The sequence below is a fragment of the Pseudomonas sp. PAMC25584 genome, from assembly GCF_058135675.1.
Window position 1 is genome coordinate 2,910,067 of the sequence record NZ_CM176870.1, and the last position, 17,740, is coordinate 2,927,806.

The following is a 17,740-nucleotide window of genomic DNA, read 5'->3' on the forward strand; positions in this document are numbered from 1 at the left end:
CTTTAGCAAGTATATAATTGCCTGAGGCAACCATGTCAATGCGTTTAATTCAGCCGATCCCCACCCTCATCAGCGCCAGTCCTGCCGTGCCGAGGTGCCCCCAGCGCAGGGTTTGGCCAGGCAAATCGAAGGTTTCGGGTAATGCAATTGCGTCACGCGCCATGGTCATCGATGAACCTCCCGTCAGGTGTCGAGCGTTGCGCCCGTCAGGATGATACGAACGGCCATGATCACGCCGCCCAGCACACCCCTGCCATCGTGGCCTACTTGTTGCGCGTGACGCGCCATACGGCGTTGGCCAAGTCGTCCGCGATGATCAGCGCACCTTTTCGGGCCACAGTCACACCTACCGGACGCCCGCGCGTCTTCTTATTATCGCGCGGCGCCCACTGGATTCGGGGGCGTGATGACTTCGCATAGGAAAGGAATCCGGGAACTGTAAGAAAGTTCACGGTTGTTCGTGTCCAGATGTTTTTAAAGCCCTTGGGGTTTTAGGCCTATCGAGGCAGTCGAACGGGTTGAAAGATGGCATGCTTCGTGGCCCGAGAACAGGAACCGTGCCATGCCTATGAGTACCGAACGTCCCCTTGGCGTCGACGCGCAGGGATTCATCCAGGCTGCCCCCAGCGGCCCGGTGCAGCTCGAGTTTCAGGCGGTGTTGGCCGATGTCTGCGCGACCCTGTCCGCGCCGGCGTGGGCTCTGGATGGTGTTTATCTATACGGCAGTGTGGCCCGAGGTGATGCCTGCCCCGGCGTCTCTGACCTGGACCTCACCCTGGTGCTAAGCGAGCCCCCTGCAGCCGCTGTGTTGACGCGACTGGAGGCGCTGCGGTGCGCCCTGGAGCAACGGCATCCGCAGGTCATTAAGATCGACTTCGACATCGGCTACCGCACTGAAGTACTGGCGCCTGAACACCTCAACCGCTGGGGATACAGGCTCAAGCATCATTGCCGCTGTGTGTGGGGCAACGACCTGACTCAGCACTTCGAGCGGTTCCGGCCGTCGCGTGCAATTGCCTTGGCCGTCAATGGCGACTTCAAGCAGGTGCTCAGCGACTACCACTCGCGTATCGCCCAGGCCGGCACTGACTCAGAGCGACTGCCCTTGCAGCGCGAGGCCGCACGTAAACTGATCCGGGCCACGCAGATATTACGTGCGCAAGAGGCGCTGATGTGGCCCCAAACACTGGAAGAGCACGTCGCAATGTTCATTCAGCAATACCCGGCGATGCGGATCACGATTGCCTTCTTCCTGTTCGAGGCACGAAACCCCAGCGCCGAGCGCGAGGCCTTTTCCACGCGCCTGCTGACGTTTGTGACCTGGATGGTCGCCTGCCAGGCTAGCGACGCTGCCTCGTAACCGGCACGACGGCGGCTGTCGCGGCTCAATAGACATCCCGCAAATAACGCTTCTGCTCACTCATCCGCCGCCAGTAATCGACGGCGCTCTCGACGCCCAGCCCGCCGTGACGATGCGCAACCTGGCGCAAGGCCTGGTCGACATCCTTGGCCATGTGGCTGGCATCGCCGCAGATGTACAACTGCGCGCCTTCCTGCAGCCAGCGCCACAGCTCGGCGCCGTGTTCGCGGATGCGATCCTGCACGTAGATTTTCTGCGCCTGGTCGCGGGAAAACGCCAGGCTCAGGTGGGTGAGCAAGCCATCGCGCTGCATGCCCTGCAGTTCATCCTGGTAGTAAAAATCGCTCGCCGCGTGTTGTTCACCGAAAAACAGCCAATTGCGGCCCTGATGCCCCTGGGCCCGGCGCTCCTGCAAAAATGCGCGGAAGGGCGCCACGCCGGTGCCGGGGCCGATCATGATGATCGGTACGTCGCCATCGGCAGGCGGGCGGAAGTGTTTGGAGGGCTGCACGAACACCGGTACTTCGCCGTTGTCGGCGCGGTCGGCGAGGAAGGTTGACGACACGCCTTTGCGCTTGCCGTAGCGCACGGCTGCCACGGTGAGGTGGACTTCCCGCGGGTGCGCCTTGGCGCTGGATGCAATCGAATACAAGCGCGGTTGCAGGCGCTTGAGCGTGCCGAGCAGTTCGTCCGCCGCGCAGTCGATGGGGTATTCGTGCAGCACGTCCGCCAGTTGCCGGCCCCACAGCCAGTCCTTCAGTTCGGTTTTGCGCTCAGGTTCGAGCAGGTGTTTCAGGCCCGGCTTGGCGCTGCGCTCGGCGATGAAGGCCAGGGTCTCGCTGTTGGGCCGGGCAATTTCAAAGTGCTCGGTCAGGGCCTGGTGCAGCGGCACGTCGCCGAGCTTGTCGATATTTACGCAGGCACTGGAACCCAAGCGGGTCAGATCGAGCAGCTCGCTGACCAGTTCAGGGCAGTTGCGCGGCATCACCGCCAAGGCATCGCCGGCTTCGTAGGTCAGCCCGGAGTCCGCCAGGCCCAGGGAGAATTGACGGGTTTCCTTGTGGCAGCTTTGCGGGTTCAGGTGCCGGTTGAGCAGCAACCGTGAGGCATGCGGCTTGGGTTTTCCGCTGGGCGTGGCGAGGGCTACGGGCGTTGCCGGGTTGAGGGTGTGCAGGAACTGCGTGAACCAGGCATCGGCGCGTGCTTCGAATTCGGTATCGCAGTCGACGCGCTCCAGCAGGCGGGTGGCGCCCAACTCCAGCAGGCGCCGGTCGAGTTGTTTGCCGTGCTGGCAGAACTGCTCGTAGTTGGGATCACCCAACGCGAGTACCGCGAAGCGCAGCGACTCCAGAGGGGTCTCGGCGTGGGTCAGGCCGTGCCAGAAACCTTCGCCGTTGTCCGGCGGGTCGCCGTCGCCGAAGGTGCTGCTGATCAGCGCGAGGTTTTGCGTGTGCGCCAGTTTGCTCGCGGGGAAGTCCGCCATCGCGCTCAGCTCCACCGCGATGCCGCTGGCGCGTAGGCGCTGGGCAAAACGCTCGGCCAAGGCTTCGGCGTTGCCGGTTTGCGAGGCCCATAACAAGGTGACGGCCGGCGTATCAGGGGCGGGCGCGGTTGCCACGGCGCTGGCCTCGGTGCGGCTGAACAAGCCGCCCAGCAGGCCATCCAGCCACAGTCGGGCGTCCTTGGCCATGGGCGCATTCGCCGGCAGCGTCGGGACGCCACCGGCCGGGTGCCCGGTGCTGGATTGCAGGCCACTGAGAAAACCGGCGAGGTAGGTGCGCTCATTGTCGCTCAATGACGGCGACGGCAGGTTGCGGATGCCGATCAGGTCGGCGAAGGCGTCGAGGCGCGACATGGCGAGCTCCTCTGGTAAGGGGGACACGGGGTGGGCGGCCGGTGCCGCTACGTCGAGGAACTGGTGCTCGATCAGTTCGACCCGTTGCAGGGCCACCGCACAGAACTTGAACGCGGGCTGCAGCGAAATCGGGTCGACCGCGTCATGGGTCACGGCGTTGATCGCCAGGTTGTCGCCAAACACATCGTTCCAGTGAAACGGCGCAAAACAGCTGCCCGCACGCACGCGGTCGCTGACCACCGCGGGCAGTACGGCGCGGCCGCGCCGTGAGCGTATCTCGACCGGATCGTTATGTTTGATGCCCAGGCTGGCGGCGTCGTCAGGGTGGATTTCGACGAAGGGGCCGGGGTTGAGTTTGTTCAGCGTGGCGACCTTGCCGGTTTTGGTCAGGGTGTGCCATTGGTGTTGCAAGCGGCCGGTGTTGAGCACGAACGGGAACGCCTCATCCGGCATTTCTGCCGGCGACAGGTGCGGGCGCGGGAAAAACCGGGCTTTGCCGTGTTCGGTGGCAAAAACGATCGCGGGTTGGCGGCCGTCGGCATGGGTCTTGAGGGCTTGGCTGATGCCGTTATTCAGGTAGCGGATCGGGTTGCGCGCTGCGGCCTCGTTCGATGCGCACGGCCATTGCAGGGGGTGTTCGCGCAGGCGTGCATAGCTGGCGCCGCGAATATCGTAGCCGGTGGCGGGGTTCCAGGCGCGCTTGATCTCTTCGAACACCTCGTCGGCGGACGCATACGTGAAGGCGTCGGCGAAGCCCATTTCGCACGCGACCCGGGCGATGATCTGCCAGTCGGCCAGCGCCTCGCCCGGTGGTTCCACGGCTTTTTGCATCAGGGTCAGGTTGCGCTCGGAGTTGATCATCACCCCTTCGGCTTCGGCCCACAGGGCGCCGGGCAAGAGGATGTCGGCGTAGCGATTGGTCTCGGTATCGAGGAACGCATCCTGGGTGATCACCAGTTCGGCGGTTTGCAGCGCCTTGATCACGGTTTGGCGATTGGGCACGCTGGCCACCGGGTTGGTGCAGATGATCCAGCAGGCTTTGATCTGCCCGGCCGCCATCTGCTCGAACATGGCGACGGTGCCACTGCCCGCCTGGCGCGGCAGGCTGTCGGCGGGCTGGTTCCACAGCGCCTCGATAAAGGCGCGGTCGGCGTCGACCAGCACTGAGCGCTGCCCCGGTAGGCCGGGGCCCATGTAGCCCATCTCACGACCGCCCATGGCGTTGGGTTGCCCGGTCAGGGAGAACGGCCCGCTGCCGGGTCGGCAGATCGCGCCGGTGGCCAGGTGCAGGTTGCACAGCGCGTTGGTGTTCCAGGTGCCGTGGGTGCTTTGGTTGAGGCCCATGGTCCAGCAGCTCATCCACTCGGCGGCCTGGCCGATCCAGTCGGCGGCTTGGCGGATGTCGGCTTCGGCCAGGCCGGTCAGTTCGGCGACCCGGTGCGGCGGGTAGTCTTCCAGAAAGCCGGGCATGGCCTCCCAGCCTTCGGTGAAGGCGGCGATAAAGGCCGGGTCGGTGTGCCCGTTTTTCACCAGCAGGTGCAGCAAGCCGTTGAGCAACGCCAGGTCGGTGCCCGGTTTGATCGACAGGAACAGGTTGGCCTTGTCGGCCGTTGCACTGCGCCGTGGGTCGACCACGATCAGTTTGGCGCCGGCCTTGACCCGGTCCATCATGCGCAGGAACAGGATCGGGTGACAGTCGGCCATGTTGGCGCCGATCACGAAGAACAGCTCGGCGCGGTCGAAGTCTTCATACGAGCCGGGCGGCCCGTCGGCACCGAGGGAGAGTTTGTAGCCGCTGCCGGCGCTGGCCATGCACAGGCGCGAGTTGGACTCAATGTTGGCGGTGCGCACAAAACCCTTGGCCAGCTTGTTGATCAGGTACTGGGCTTCCAGCGACATCTGCCCGGACACGTAGAACGCCAGCGCATCCGGGCCATCGCGGTCGAGGATGGCGCGCAAACGGCCGGCGGTCTCGCAGATGGCCTTGTCCATGGCGATACGCACCGGATCGTGATCACGCGCCTGGCGCAGGTAGGCGTTTTCCATGCGGCCAGACTCGGCGATGGCTTGCCCGCAGGTGGTGCCTTTGGTGCAGAGCCGGCCGGCGTTGGTGGGGTGGGCCTTGTCGCCGATCACCTTGACCACGCGGTTGTGCTCGACGTGCATGACGATGCCGCAGCCCACGCCACAATAAGGACACACGCTGCGTACACGTTGGTTTGCCATGGGTAATCCTCGGGTCTTTTCTGCCCGCCCATAAAAAAAGCGCCCTGTAACCCTCCGTTGGAAACGGGGATCACACGGCGCCTTTGTCGTGAGTGGGCAGTCAGCGTTGACTGCTTGGTTGGTGTGTTCCTAGCAAGTCACGCGCCAGGTTTTTCACACGCCGCTGTGACGGGCTTGGTTGCGCCCTGTGCGCCCGCGCTACACGGGAAAATGCACTTTTATGACGCCAGCGCGCACCAGTTGGAGGCACAACACGCGGTGTCTGGCAGGGTTGAGCGGCACTTGCCGCCGTTGCGGCGGGCATGACGGCGGATTGGCACAGAGCCTGCAAGCTCAGGAACAATCCCACCTCGGTCAACGACGATCGACAGGCCGTACAGGTCATGGGCACCAGCGGTAGAACCGGCGAAGACGTCCGGATCGACCCCGCATAAGAACAGGCAAAGGCGCCTGGAACCGCAAGGTTTCAGGCGTTTTTTTTTGCTTTTTTCAAACCGTGATGAGCGTTGTCGGGTGCTTGATATGAACTCCAGTCTGAAACAGCTGAAAACCCTGATCGTCGTCGGCAATGGCATGGTCGGCCATCATTGTGTGGCGCAACTGATCGAGCGCGGCGCACTGGATCACTACCGGCTGCATGTGTTCAGCGAGGAGCCGATGCGTGCCTATGACCGCGTGCATCTGTCCGAATACTTCACCGGCCGTGATGCCGAGTCGCTGGCGTTGTCGCACGTCTCGCTGTACCAGACGCCGGGCGTGACCCTGCACCTGGGGGTGCCGGTGCTGGAAATCGACCGCGCCCGCCGTGAGGTGATCACCGCCGCAGGCAGCGTGGTGTATGACACGTTGGTGCTGGCGACGGGCTCTTATCCGTTTGTGCCGCCGATCGACGGCGCGCAAGGCGATTCGCGGCTGGTCTATCGCACCCTGGAAGACCTCGATGCCATCCGCGCCGCCGCCGCGAATGCCCGGCGTGGGGTGGTGGTCGGCGGTGGCCTGCTGGGCCTGGAAGCCGCCAATGCCCTGAAAAGCCTGGGCCTTGAAGCCCATGTGGTGGAATTCGCGCCGCGCCTGATGCCGGTGCAACTGGATGACTTCGGCGGGCTGGCGCTCAAGGCGCAGATCGAGCGGCTGGGCGTGGGCGTGCATTTGTCCCGCGCCACTCAATCGATCAGCGCGGGCGAGCAGTACCGTTACCGCATGAATTTTGCCAATGACGAATTCCTTGAAACCGACCTGATCGTGTTTTCCGCCGGTATCCGCGCCCAAGACGCACTGGCCCGCCAGGCCGGCCTGGAGATTGGCCCGCGCGGCGGTGTGGTGATCAATGATGAGTGCTTGAGCTGCGACCCGAACATCTACGCGATTGGCGAATGTGCGTCTTGGAACGGCAGCCTGTTCGGCCTGGTCGCGCCGGGTTACCAGATGGCCCGAGGGGTTGCCGCCCTGTTGTGCGGGCAGACCGCCGAGCCCTTTGTCGGCGCGGACATGTCGACCAAACTCAAACTGTTGGGGGTGGACGTAGGTTCCATTGGCGACGCCCATGCACACACGCCCGGTGCGCGCAGCTACCAGTTCATCGACGAGGCCAGCGCCAGTTACCGGCGGCTGGTGGTGGACGCCACCGGCAAACAGGTGATCGGTGCGGTGCTGGTCGGCGACAACAGCTACTACGACACGTTGCTGCAGTACATGCAGAACGGTATCGCGTTGCCGGCCGAACCGGCCAGCCTGATCTTGCCGTCGTCCGCCGGCGCACCGACCCTCGGCCCTGGCGCCTTGCCGGAGTCGGCCACCGTCTGCTCCTGCCATAACGTCACCAAAGGCTCGATTTGCACGGCCATCGACAGCGGCTGCGCCGACCTTGGCCTGCTCAAGGCGCAGACCAAGGCTTGCACCGGCTGTGGCGGTTGCGCCGGCTTGCTCAAGCAGGTGTTCGAGCATGAACTGGTGGCCCGTGGCGTCAGCGTCGACAAGAGCCTGTGCGAACACTTCGCCTATACCCGCCAGGAGTTGTATGCCCTGGTGCGTGTGGAAGGGGTGATCACCTTCGAAGAATTGCTGGCCAAACATGGTCGTGGCCACATCGGTTGCGATGTGTGCAAACCGGCGGTGGGCTCGATCCTCGCGTCATGCTGGAACCAGCCGATCATGGACGCCTCGCTGGTGCCGTTGCAGGACACCAACGACACGTTCATGGCCAATATGCAGAAGAACGGCACCTACTCGGTGGTGCCGCGTATTCCGGGCGGCGAAATCACTGCGGAAAAACTCATCGCCATCGGCGTGGTCGCGCAGAAATACGAGCTCTACACCAAGATCACCGGCGGCCAGCGCATCGACCTGTTTGGCGCGCAACTGCATGAGTTGCCGGACATCTGGGCCGAGCTGATCGACGCCGGGTTTGAAACCGGGCATGCCTACGGCAAATCCACGCGCACGGTGAAGTCGTGCGTCGGCAGCACCTGGTGCCGCTACGGCGTGCAGGACAGCGTGAACATGGCGCTGCTCATCGAGGACCGCTACAAGGGCCTGCGCTCGCCGCACAAGCTCAAGTTCGCGGTGTCCGGCTGCACCCGCGAATGCGCCGAAGCGCAAAGCAAAGACGTCGGCGTGATCGCCACCGAGAAGGGCTGGAACCTCTACATCGCCGGTAACGGCGGCATGCGCCCACGCCATGCCGAGCTGTTCGCGACCGACCTGGATGACGCCACGCTGATCCGCTACATCGACCGCTTCCTGATGTTCTACATCCGCACCGCCGACAAATTGCAGCGCACCTCGGTGTGGCGCGAAAGCCTGGAAGGGGGCCTGGATTTCCTCAAGGACGTGATCCTCGACGACAGCCTGGGCCTGGGCGCCGAGCTCGAAGCGCAAATGCAGCTGGTGGTCGACCGTTACGAATGCGAGTGGGCCAACGCCCTCAAAGACCCGGAAAAACTCAAACGCTTCCGCACCTTCGTCAACGACAAACGCCCGGACCCGGACATCCATTTTGTCCACGAACGCGGCCAGCGCCGGCCAATCATGGCCGCCGAACTCAACCTGATTCCCGTCATCGAGGAGCTTGCCTGATGAGCCAGTCCAACACTTTGCGAAACCTTGCCACCTGGAAAAGCGTGTGCAGCGAAAGCGACCTGGTGAGCAATTCCGGCGTGGTGGTGTGGTACGACGGCGCGCAAGTCGCGCTGTTTTACCTGCCGGACGCACCGGACCAGACGCTCTACGCCATCGACAACCACGACCCGGAATCCGGCGCAAACGTGATCGGTCGCGGGCTGGTCGGCAGTATCAAAGGCGACCTGGTGGTGGCCGCGCCGATCTACAAACAGCATTATCGCCTGGCGGACGGCCAATGCCTGGAGGCACCGCACCAGCGCTTGCGGGTGTGGCCGGTGCGGTTGAATGCGGGGGTGGTGGAGTTGGGGGTGAGTTGAGGCGAGGCGGGCTGAAGGCGCCCATCCTCCAGTTGCCTGTGGCATTTGGAAGGTGGGTGCGCGCGCATTCCCCGTCAGCGGTTGAAGCGTTCAACCAGTGCGTATTGGGTGGCCGCGGTGTGGGTCAGTTCTTTGCTCAGGTCAGTGGATTGATGGGCCTGGACCGACGTCTGGTCGGCCAGTTCGGCGATGGTGGTGATGTTGCGGCTGATCTCTTCGGCCACCGCGCTTTGTTCTTCGGTGGCGGCAGCGATCTGGGTGGTCATCTCGGTGATGTGGGACACCGCTTCGCTGATGCCGACCAGCGCCTGGTCCGCCTCAAGCACCCGGGCCACGCCTTCCTGCGCCTGGCGCTGGCCGTGCTCCATGCTTTGCACGGCGTTGTTGGACGACGCCTGGAGCTTGGTGATCAAACCATGGATCTGGGTGGTGGAGTGCGTGGTGCGTTGTGCCAATTGGCGCACCTCGTCGGCGACGACGGCAAAGCCGCGGCCCATGTCGCCGGCACGCGCCGCTTCAATGGCGGCGTTGAGGGCCAGCAGGTTGGTCTGGTCGGCGATGCCTTTGATTACGTCAACCACAGAGCCGATTTCGTCGCTGTCCCGGGCCAATTGCGCCACGGTGATACCGGTCTCGCCGACCATGGCGGAGAGGCGCTCGATGGCTTCGCGGGTATCGCGGGCTACCTCGCGGCCGCGCCCGGTCAGCACGTTGGCTTGCTGGGTGGCGTCGGCGGTGCGCTGCACATGGCTGGCGACTTCCTGGGTGGTCGCGGCCATTTGGTTGACGGCGGCCGAGACCTGCTCGGTTTCGACGCGTTGACGGTCAAGGCCGGTCGAGCTGGCCGTGGCCAGTCGGTTGGATTGTCCAGCCAGCGCGCTGAGTTGCTCGGCACTGTCCTGCAGGCGGGTTAGGCAGGTCTTCAGGCGGGCGTTCTGGCTAAGGAAGGCGGTTTCCAGGCGGGCCTGGGGGCCGCGTTCATCGCTGTACATCTGCGCAATCAGCGCGTCCGAGGTCGACGGTTCGACGCCCGCCAGCAAGCGCAACGTCGCGCGCTGACGCAACTGCGCGCCGATCATGCCCACGGGCACCGCAACGGCTACCGCCACCGCCATGGCCAGCGGCGCGCTGAGGAACAGCCCGCCGACGGCGCCGGCAAGCCCGGTGGCCACATAGGGCGCGCTGTCGAACAACGTCGACAGCCAACCATCCCGGCGTGAAACCGCCGATTTGCCTTGGCTGATACGGCGGTACAGTGCCTGGGCACGTCGGATCTCATCAGCGCTCGGCTTGACCCTGACCGACTCGAAGCCCACCACCCGGCTGCCTTCGAAGATCGGCGTGACGTAAGCGTTGACCCAATAATGATCGCCGTTTTTCGAGCGATTCTTGACGATGCCCATCCACGGCTGGCCTTGCTTGAGCGCGCGCCACATATGGGCAAATACGGCAGGGGGGACATCGGGATGGCGCACGATATTCTGCGGGGCGCCGATCAGGTCGGTGCGTTCAAAACCGCTGATATCGACAAAAGCATCGTTGCAGTAAGTGATCTTCCCTTCAACATCGGTTGCGGAAATGAGCTTCTGCGAAGGCGCGAGGGTAATCTCGCGCTGTGTCACTGGCTGGTTGTTGCGCATTCGACTACTCCCTGAATTGCTTGTAGGACATCGGCAACCATTCAAATAAGTTGAAGACCGATTGTCTGGCAATTCAAAACAGCGACATTGCACCGGTCTAAATCCTGTATTCAGCCCTGTCAGTCGGCAGCCGAAACGCGAAAGCACAAGACTTCAAACGCAAATGCCGGATAATGGCGGCCAATTTGAAGTTCGCTATTTTGGTAATCCCGCATGGAAATTAAGGTTAACTTTCTCGACAATCTTCGACTTGAAGCCAAGTTCGATGACTTCACGGTGATCGCCGATCAACCGATTCGCTATAAAGGCGATGGGTCGGCGCCGGGGCCATTCGATTACTTCCTGGCTTCGTCGGCATTGTGTGCGGCGTACTTTGTGAAGCTGTACTGCCAGACGCGCAATATCCCCACGGAAAACATCCGGCTGTCGCAGAACAACATTGTCGATCCAGAAAATCGCTACAACCAGATTTTCAAGATCCAGGTGGAACTGCCTGCGGATATCTCCGACAAGGATCGCCAAGGCATCCTGCGCTCCATCGACCGTTGCACCGTGAAGAAAGTGGTGCAGGCCGGGCCTGAGTTCGTGATCGAAGAGGTGGAAAACCTCGACGCCGATGCCCAGGCGCTGTTGATGCCCAACGCCACTTCTGAGGCCGGCACCTACATCGTGGGCAAGGACCTGCCGCTGGAGCAGACCATCGCCAACATGTCCGGCATCCTGGCCGGCCTGGGCATGAAGATCGAGATCGCCTCGTGGCGCAATATCGTGCCGAACGTGTGGTCGCTGCATATCCGCGATGCCCATTCGCCCATGTGCTTCACCAACGGCAAGGGCGCGACCAAGGAAAGCGCGCTGGCCTCGGCGTTGGGCGAGTTCATCGAGCGTCTCAACTGCAACTTCTTCTATAACGATCAGTTTTGGGGCGAAGAACTGGCCAACGCGCCGTTCGTGCATTACCCGGACGAGCGCTGGTTTCAGCCTGGGCCCAAGGATGAGCTGCCGACGCAAATCCTCGATGCTTATTGCCTGAAAATCTACAACCGCGATGGCGAGTTGCGCGGCTCGCACCTGTTCGACACCAACTCCGGCAATGAAGAGCGCGGGATTGTCGCGCTGCCGTTTGTGCGCCAGTCGGACGGCGAGGTGGTGTATTTCCCGTCCAACCTGATCGAAAACCTGTACCTGAGCAACGGCATGAGCGCCGGCAACACCCTGGCCGAAGCCCAGGTGCAGTGCCTGTCGGAGATCTTCGAGCGGGCGGTCAAGCGCGAAATCATCGAAGGCGAATTCGCCCTGCCGGATGTGCCGACTGAAGTATTGGCCAAGTACCCGGGTATTCTGGCCGGTATCCAGGGGCTGGAAGCCCAGGGCTTCCCGGTGCTGGTCAAGGATGCCTCGCTGGGCGGTGAATTCCCGGTGATGTGCGTGACCTTGATGAACCCGCGTACCGGTGGTGTGTTTGCCTCGTTTGGCGCGCACCCGAGCCTGGAAGTGGCGCTGGAACGCAGCCTCACTGAACTGCTGCAAGGCCGCAGTTTCGAAGGCCTCAACGACCTGCCGCAGCCGACCTTCGAAGGCCACGCGGTGACCGAACCGAATAACTTCGTCGAGCACTTTATCGACTCCAGCGGTGTGGTCTCGTGGCGCTTCTTCAGTGCCGAATCGGATTACGAATTCGTCGAGTGGGACTTCTCCGGCCAGGGCGAAAACTCCAACGCCGAAGAAGCCGCGACACTGTTCGGCATTCTCGAAAACATGGGCAAGGAATCGTACATGGCGGTGTATGAGCACCTGGGCGCCACCGCCTGCCGCATCCTGGTGCCGGACTACTCGGAAATCTATCCGGTGGACGACCTGATCTGGGACAACACCAACAAAGCCCTGTTTTTCCGCGCCGATATCCTCAACCTGCATCGCCTGGATGACGCTGAACTCAAGGCCCTGGCCGAACGCCTGGTGGAAAGCGAACTGGACGATTACACCGACATCGCCACCTTGATCGGCATCGAGTTCGACGACAACACCGCCTGGGGCCAACTGACCATCCTGGAATTGAAGCTGCTGATCTACCTCGCCCTGCAACAATATGAGGACGCGAAGGAAGCGGTGGAAATGTTCCTGCAGTACAACGACAACACCGTTGAGCGCGGCCTGTTCTATCAGGCGGTGAACGCGGTGTTGGAGATGGAACTGGATGAAGACCTGGAACTGGCGGACTACGAGGCCAACTTCCGGCGGATGTTTGGTCACGAGCGGATGGATGCGGTGATCGGTTCGGTCAATGGCAGCGTGCGCTTTTATGGGCTGACGCCGACCAGCATGAAGCTGGAAGGGCTGGATCGGCATCTGCGCTTGATCGAGAGCTACAAGAAGCTGCATAGCGCGCGGGCCAACGTCACGTCAGCCTGACCCACCGCTATCGGGGGCAAGCCCCCTCCCACATTAGGATGTCATTGGCGGACTACGAGGCGTCTCCAAAAACCAGGGCGAGCATCACGTCAGCCTGACGCCGTATCCAGTGTGGGAGGGGCGGTGCGACGATTCGACTTGCCCCCGATAGCAATCTGTCAGTCGCTGAATCAGGAGACTGACCCACCGCTATGAGGAGCAAGCCGCCCCTCCCTCATTAGATATATGCCAAGGCTTGCGCCAGGTCTGCGCGCAAGTCCTCCACATCTTCAACCCCCACCGACAACCGCACCAACCCATCGCCGATGCCCAACTGCGCCCGCGTCGCCGCCGGGATGCTGGCATGGGTCATGATCGCCGGGTGTTCGATCAGGCTTTCCACGCCGCCGAGGCTTTCGGCCAGGGCGAAGAGCTTGACGTGCTCCAGGAAACGCCTGGCGCCGGCCAGGTCGCAGTTCAATGCGACTGAAATCATCCCGCCAAACCCGTGCATCTGCCGACGAGCCAGGACGTGTTGGGGGTGGGAGACCAGGCCCGGGTAGTACACCCGCGCCACTTGCGGTTGGTGTTCGAGCCAGGTCGCGAGGTCCAGCGCATTGCTGCAATGGCGCTCCATGCGCAGGGCCAGGGTTTTCACGCCGCGCAGGGTCAGGAAGGCGTCGAACGGCCCGGCGATGGCGCCGACCGAGTTCTGCAGGAAGCCCAGGCGCTCGGCCAGTTCGGGGTTGTCGCCGACAATCGCGATACCACCGATCACGTCGGAGTGGCCATTGAGGTATTTGGTCGTGGAATGCACCACGATGTCGCAGCCCAGCTCCAGCGGACGCTGAATCCACGGGCTGGCGAAGGTGTTGTCCGCCACGCAGAGGATGCCGCGGGCGCGGCAGATGCGGGCGATGGCGCTGAGGTCGGTCAGGCTCAGCAGTGGGTTGCTGGGCGTCTCGACCCAGACCATGCGCGTGTCGTCCTGCAACGCCGCTTCAAACGCCTGCACATCGCTCAAGTCGACAAAACTGAAACGGTGCCCGGCGCTGCGCTGGCGTACCTTGTGGAACAGGCGGAAGGTGCCGCCATACAGATCGTTGCCGGAGACCACATGGCTGCCGGCATCCAGCAACTCCAGCACGCTGGAAATCGCCGCCAGCCCCGAGGCAAAGGCAAACGCCTGGCGGCCGCCTTCCAGGTCGGCTACGCAGCGCTCCAGGGCGAACCGAGTGGGGTTGTGGGAACGGCCATAGTCGAAGCCCTTGTGTACGCCGGGGCTGTCTTGCAGGTAGGTGGAGTTCGCATAAATCGGCGGCATCAGCGCGCCGGTGGTCGGGTCGGGTGCTTGCCCGGCGTGGATCACGCGGGTGGCAAACGCGTTTTTATCGGGCTGACTCATGCAAGGGATCTCCGTAGGTGATTGAGCAGGTCGACACGGGTGATCAGGCCATGGAAGCCCGACGCGTCGGCGATGATGGCGACCAGGCCGCGATCCAGCTCCGCCTGCAACTCGGCGAGGCTGGCGCTGGGGGCGAGGGTGTGCAGGGTCTCGGTCATGGCGCTGGCGACGATCATGGAAAAGTCCGCAGCGTCGTGGTGCAGGCCCAGCAGGATGTCGGACTCGTCAATCACCCCCACCAGTGCCTGGCCGTTCACCAGCACCGGCAGTTGCGAAACATCGGCCAGGCGCATGCGCTGGAAGGCGGTGAGCAGGGTGTCGTCGGGGCTGACGCTGATCACGCGGCCGTCTTCGAAGCGCCGCGCGATCACGTCACGCAGGTCGCCGTAGTGCTTGTAGTGCAGCAAGCCCGCATCGTTCATCCACTGGTCGTTGTAGACCTTCGACAGGTAACGCGTGCCGGTGTCGCAGACGAAGCTGACCACTCGCTTGGGCGTGGTCTGTGCGCGGCAATAGCGCAAGGCTGCGGCGAGCAGGGTGCCGGTGGACGAGCCGCCGAGAATGCCTTCGGCCTTGAGCAACTGGCGGGCGTGGTCGAAGCTCTCTTCATCGCTGATGGAATAGGCCTGGCGCACGCTGGACAGGTCGGCAATCGAGGGGATGAAATCTTCGCCGATCCCTTCAACCGCCCAGGAACCCGGGGTGACCAGGGTGCCGCTGCGGCTGAATTCGGCCATCACCGAACCGACCGGGTCCGCCAGCACCATTTCCAACGCCGGCTGCACCCGCTTGAAGAACCGCGTCAGCCCGGTGAGCGTGCCGGCCGAACCGACGCCCACCACAATCGCATCGAGGTCGTGCTGGGTTTGCGCCCAGATTTCCGGGGCGGTGCTGGTTTCGTGGGCGAGTGGGTTGGCCGGGTTATTGAACTGGTCGGCGAAGAACGAGCCCGGCATGTCCTTGGCCAGGCGCGCCGCCACGTCCTGGTAGTACTCGGGGTGGCCCTTGCCGACATCGGAGCGGGTGATATGCACTTCGGCGCCCAAGGCCTTGAGGTGCAGCACCTTTTCGGTGGACATCTTGTCGGGCACCACCAGCACCACCCGGTAGCCTTTCGCTCGGCCCACCAGCGCCAGGCCCAGCCCGGTGTTGCCGGCGGTGGCTTCGACAATCGTGCCGCCGGCGCGCAGGCGGCCGTCGCGTTCGGCGGCGTCGATCATCGCCAGGCCGATGCGATCCTTGATCGAGCCGCCGGGGTTTTGCGATTCGAGTTTGAGAAACAGCGTGCAGGGGCCGGTATCGAAGCGGCTGATCCGCACGAGCGGGGTGTTGCCGATCAGTTCAAGCACGGCGGGGCGGGCAAGCGTGGGCATGTCGTCACCTGGGTGTAGGGTGGGGGGACAGCAAACGGCAGAGCATGGTTTGGACCATAGGCTGCTATCGCACGGGTCGCAACCGGGCGGTCGGCCGGCTGTCTTTTTTTGGCGCATGGGCGAATAGGCGGTGCGCCATCCGTGGGCAGTCTTACCGCGCGGCCTGGGCGCGAACCCGCGTAGTCGTTGGGCGTGCGCCGCTGGCCTGGGGTTTGCTAGAAACAAATCCAAACTTGGATACAAGATGGAGTCTCTTATGCAGACCGTTATCGGCTGGACCCTCGGCGAATGGCATGACGCCTATCGCAGCGGGACGCTCACCCCGGACATCGTGCTGACCCTGGCCGCGCAATACGCCGCTGACGACAACGCCTGGATCGTCCGTGCGCGCCCTGAACAACTGACGGCGCAGTTGGCGCAATTGAGCGAGCGGCTGGCGGCGCTCGGTGGCGACATCGCCAAGCTGCCGTTGTACGGCGTGCCGTTTGCGATCAAGGACAACATCGACGCGGCCGGCTGGGAGACCACGGCGGCGTGTCCGGAATTTGCCTACGCCCCGGCGTCGGATGCGAGCGTCGTCGCCAGGCTGCGTGCGGCCGGTGCAATTCTGATGGGCAAGACCAACCTCGATCAGTTCGCCACCGGCCTGGTGGGCACCCGCTCGCCCTATGGCGCGGTGGCCAACAGCTTCAATCCGGCGTATGTCAGCGGCGGTTCCAGCTCTGGTTCCGCCTCGGTGGTCGCCCGGGGTTTGGTGGCGTTCTCCCTGGGCACCGACACCGCAGGCTCGGGTCGGGTGCCGGCGGGGTTCAACAATATCGTCGGGTTAAAACCCAGCAAAGGCCGCCTGTCCAATACCGGCCTGGTGCCCGCGTGCCGCACGGTGGATTGCATCTCGGTGTTTGCGCTCACCGTGGAGGACGCCGAATCCGTGGCGCAAGTGGCCGAAGGCTACGACGCCAGCGACGCCTATTCCCGCGCCAACCCGCATACCGCGCCTGTGGCGGTGGGCAGCGCGATCAAGCTCGCCATTCCGGCGACCCTGGAGTTCTTCGGCGATGCCCAGAACCAGGCCGTATTCGAGCAGGCTGTCGAGCGCTTCAAGGCGTTGGGTGCGCTGATCACCCCGGTGGATTTCAGCCCGTTCAAGGCCCTGGCGGACCAGTTGTATTTTGGCCCGTGGGTCGCCGAGCGCACGGTCGCCCTGCAAAGCATGCTTGAACAGCAGCCGGATGCGATCAACCCGGTGGTGCGCGGCATCGTCGAAAACGGGCTTAAGTACAGCGCCTGCGATGCCTACAAAGCCGAATACCTGCGGGCCGAGCTGAGCCGGCGCATCAATGACACGCTGGCAGGGTTCGATGCCTTGCTGGTGCCGACCTCGCCGACGATTCGCACCCAGGCCGAGATGGCCGTGGAGCCCGTGCGCTACAACTCGCAGTTCGGTTACTACACCAACTTCACCAACCTGGCGGACCTGTGTGCGCTGGCGCTACCCGCCGGCTTGCGCGCCGATGGTTTGCCCTGCGGCATCACCCTGTTGGCGCCGGCCTGGCATGACACGGCACTGGCGCACTTGGGCAAGCGCTGGCAAGCCGGTCTCGGCCTGCCGCTGGGCGCCACCGCGCGCGCGTTACCCGCGCCAGCCGCGCCAGCACCCGCGCCCGGCAGCGTGCGCGTGGCGGTGGTTGGCGCGCACCTGAGCGGCATGCCGCTGAACTTTCAACTGACCACGCGCAATGCGGTGTTGGTCGAACAAACACTGACTGGCGACAGCTATCGACTGTACGCGCTGCCGGGCACCGTGCCGCCGAAACCGGGGCTGGCCAAGGCGGACAGCGGCCGCTCGATCATCATCGAGCTGTGGGATATGCCCATCGCACGCTTTGGCGAGTTCGTCGCCGAAATCCCCGCGCCCCTGGGCATCGGCACCCTGAGCCTGGCGGACGGGCGCAGCGTCAAAGGTTTTATCTGCGAGCCCTGGGCCCTGGCCGACGCCCTCGATATCACCGAATTCGGCGGCTGGCGCGCCTTTATCGCGAGCCGGGGCTAA

General features: G+C 63.6%; 9 protein-coding genes and 1 pseudogene. 5 read left to right on the forward strand and 5 right to left on the reverse strand.

The window, feature by feature from the left end; all coding sequences use genetic code 11:
• The first annotated feature begins 568 nt into the window (after nt 1–568).
• Nucleotides 569–1,360: a nucleotidyltransferase domain-containing protein gene (locus ACS5Q8_RS13360; protein ID WP_247402709.1), complete on the forward strand. Its 792-nt coding sequence runs from the start codon at nt 569–571 to the stop codon at nt 1,358–1,360.
• Between the two features lie 25 nt (nt 1,361–1,385).
• On the opposite strand, the gene ACS5Q8_RS13365 is transcribed toward ACS5Q8_RS13360, so the two are convergent.
• Nucleotides 1,386–5,441 carry a bifunctional nitrate reductase/sulfite reductase flavoprotein subunit alpha gene (locus tag ACS5Q8_RS13365; protein WP_465160295.1) on the reverse strand — a complete coding sequence of 1,352 codons (4,056 nt, stop codon included), beginning with the start codon at nt 5,439–5,441 and terminating at the stop codon, nt 1,386–1,388.
• Nucleotides 5,442–5,963: 522 nt separating this feature from the next.
• Between ACS5Q8_RS13365 and nirB the strand changes: the two genes are divergently transcribed.
• Nucleotides 5,964–8,516: a nitrite reductase large subunit NirB gene (nirB, locus tag ACS5Q8_RS13370; RefSeq protein WP_465160296.1), complete on the forward strand. Its 2,553-nt coding sequence runs from the start codon at nt 5,964–5,966 to the stop codon at nt 8,514–8,516.
• Nucleotides 8,516–8,878 (forward strand): nitrite reductase small subunit NirD, encoded by a 363-nt coding sequence (nirD, locus tag ACS5Q8_RS13375; protein WP_247408081.1) that lies wholly within the window; start codon nt 8,516–8,518, stop codon nt 8,876–8,878. Before nirB ends, nirD begins: the two co-directional genes overlap by 1 nt.
• A gap of 74 nt (nt 8,879–8,952) precedes the next feature.
• Here nirD and ACS5Q8_RS13380 read toward each other — a convergent pair whose 3' ends face one another.
• Both ACS5Q8_RS13380 and ACS5Q8_RS13385 read right to left on the reverse strand, forming a co-directional pair.
• Nucleotides 8,953–9,993 carry a methyl-accepting chemotaxis protein gene (locus tag ACS5Q8_RS13380; RefSeq protein ID WP_426101730.1) on the reverse strand — a complete coding sequence of 347 codons (1,041 nt, stop codon included), beginning with the start codon at nt 9,991–9,993 and terminating at the stop codon, nt 8,953–8,955.
• Nucleotides 9,994–10,245: 252 nt separating this feature from the next.
• A pseudogene (locus tag ACS5Q8_RS13385) lies at nt 10,246–10,518 on the reverse strand (PAS domain-containing protein); the annotation flags it as partial.
• Between the two features lie 213 nt (nt 10,519–10,731).
• Between ACS5Q8_RS13385 and ACS5Q8_RS13390 the strand changes: the two are divergent.
• Nucleotides 10,732–12,930, forward strand: a complete 2,199-nt coding sequence (locus ACS5Q8_RS13390; RefSeq protein WP_465160297.1) for an OsmC domain/YcaO domain-containing protein — start codon at nt 10,732–10,734, stop codon at nt 12,928–12,930.
• Nucleotides 12,931–13,147: 217 nt separating this feature from the next.
• Here ACS5Q8_RS13390 and ACS5Q8_RS13395 read toward each other — a convergent pair whose 3' ends face one another.
• Together ACS5Q8_RS13395 and ACS5Q8_RS13400 are read right to left on the reverse strand one after the other, a co-directional pair.
• Nucleotides 13,148–14,314, reverse strand: coding sequence for a cystathionine gamma-synthase (locus tag ACS5Q8_RS13395; protein ID WP_276192806.1), 1,167 nt, complete (start codon nt 14,312–14,314; stop codon nt 13,148–13,150).
• Nucleotides 14,311–15,687 (reverse strand): pyridoxal-phosphate dependent enzyme, encoded by a 1,377-nt coding sequence (locus ACS5Q8_RS13400; RefSeq protein ID WP_426101665.1) that lies wholly within the window; start codon nt 15,685–15,687, stop codon nt 14,311–14,313. Before ACS5Q8_RS13400 ends, ACS5Q8_RS13395 begins: the two co-directional genes overlap by 4 nt.
• A gap of 256 nt (nt 15,688–15,943) precedes the next feature.
• Here ACS5Q8_RS13400 and atzF point away from each other — a divergent pair, with 256 nt between their 5' ends.
• A complete protein-coding gene (gene atzF, locus ACS5Q8_RS13405; protein WP_465160298.1) occupies nt 15,944–17,740 on the forward strand; it encodes an allophanate hydrolase in 1,797 nt (598 codons plus the stop codon).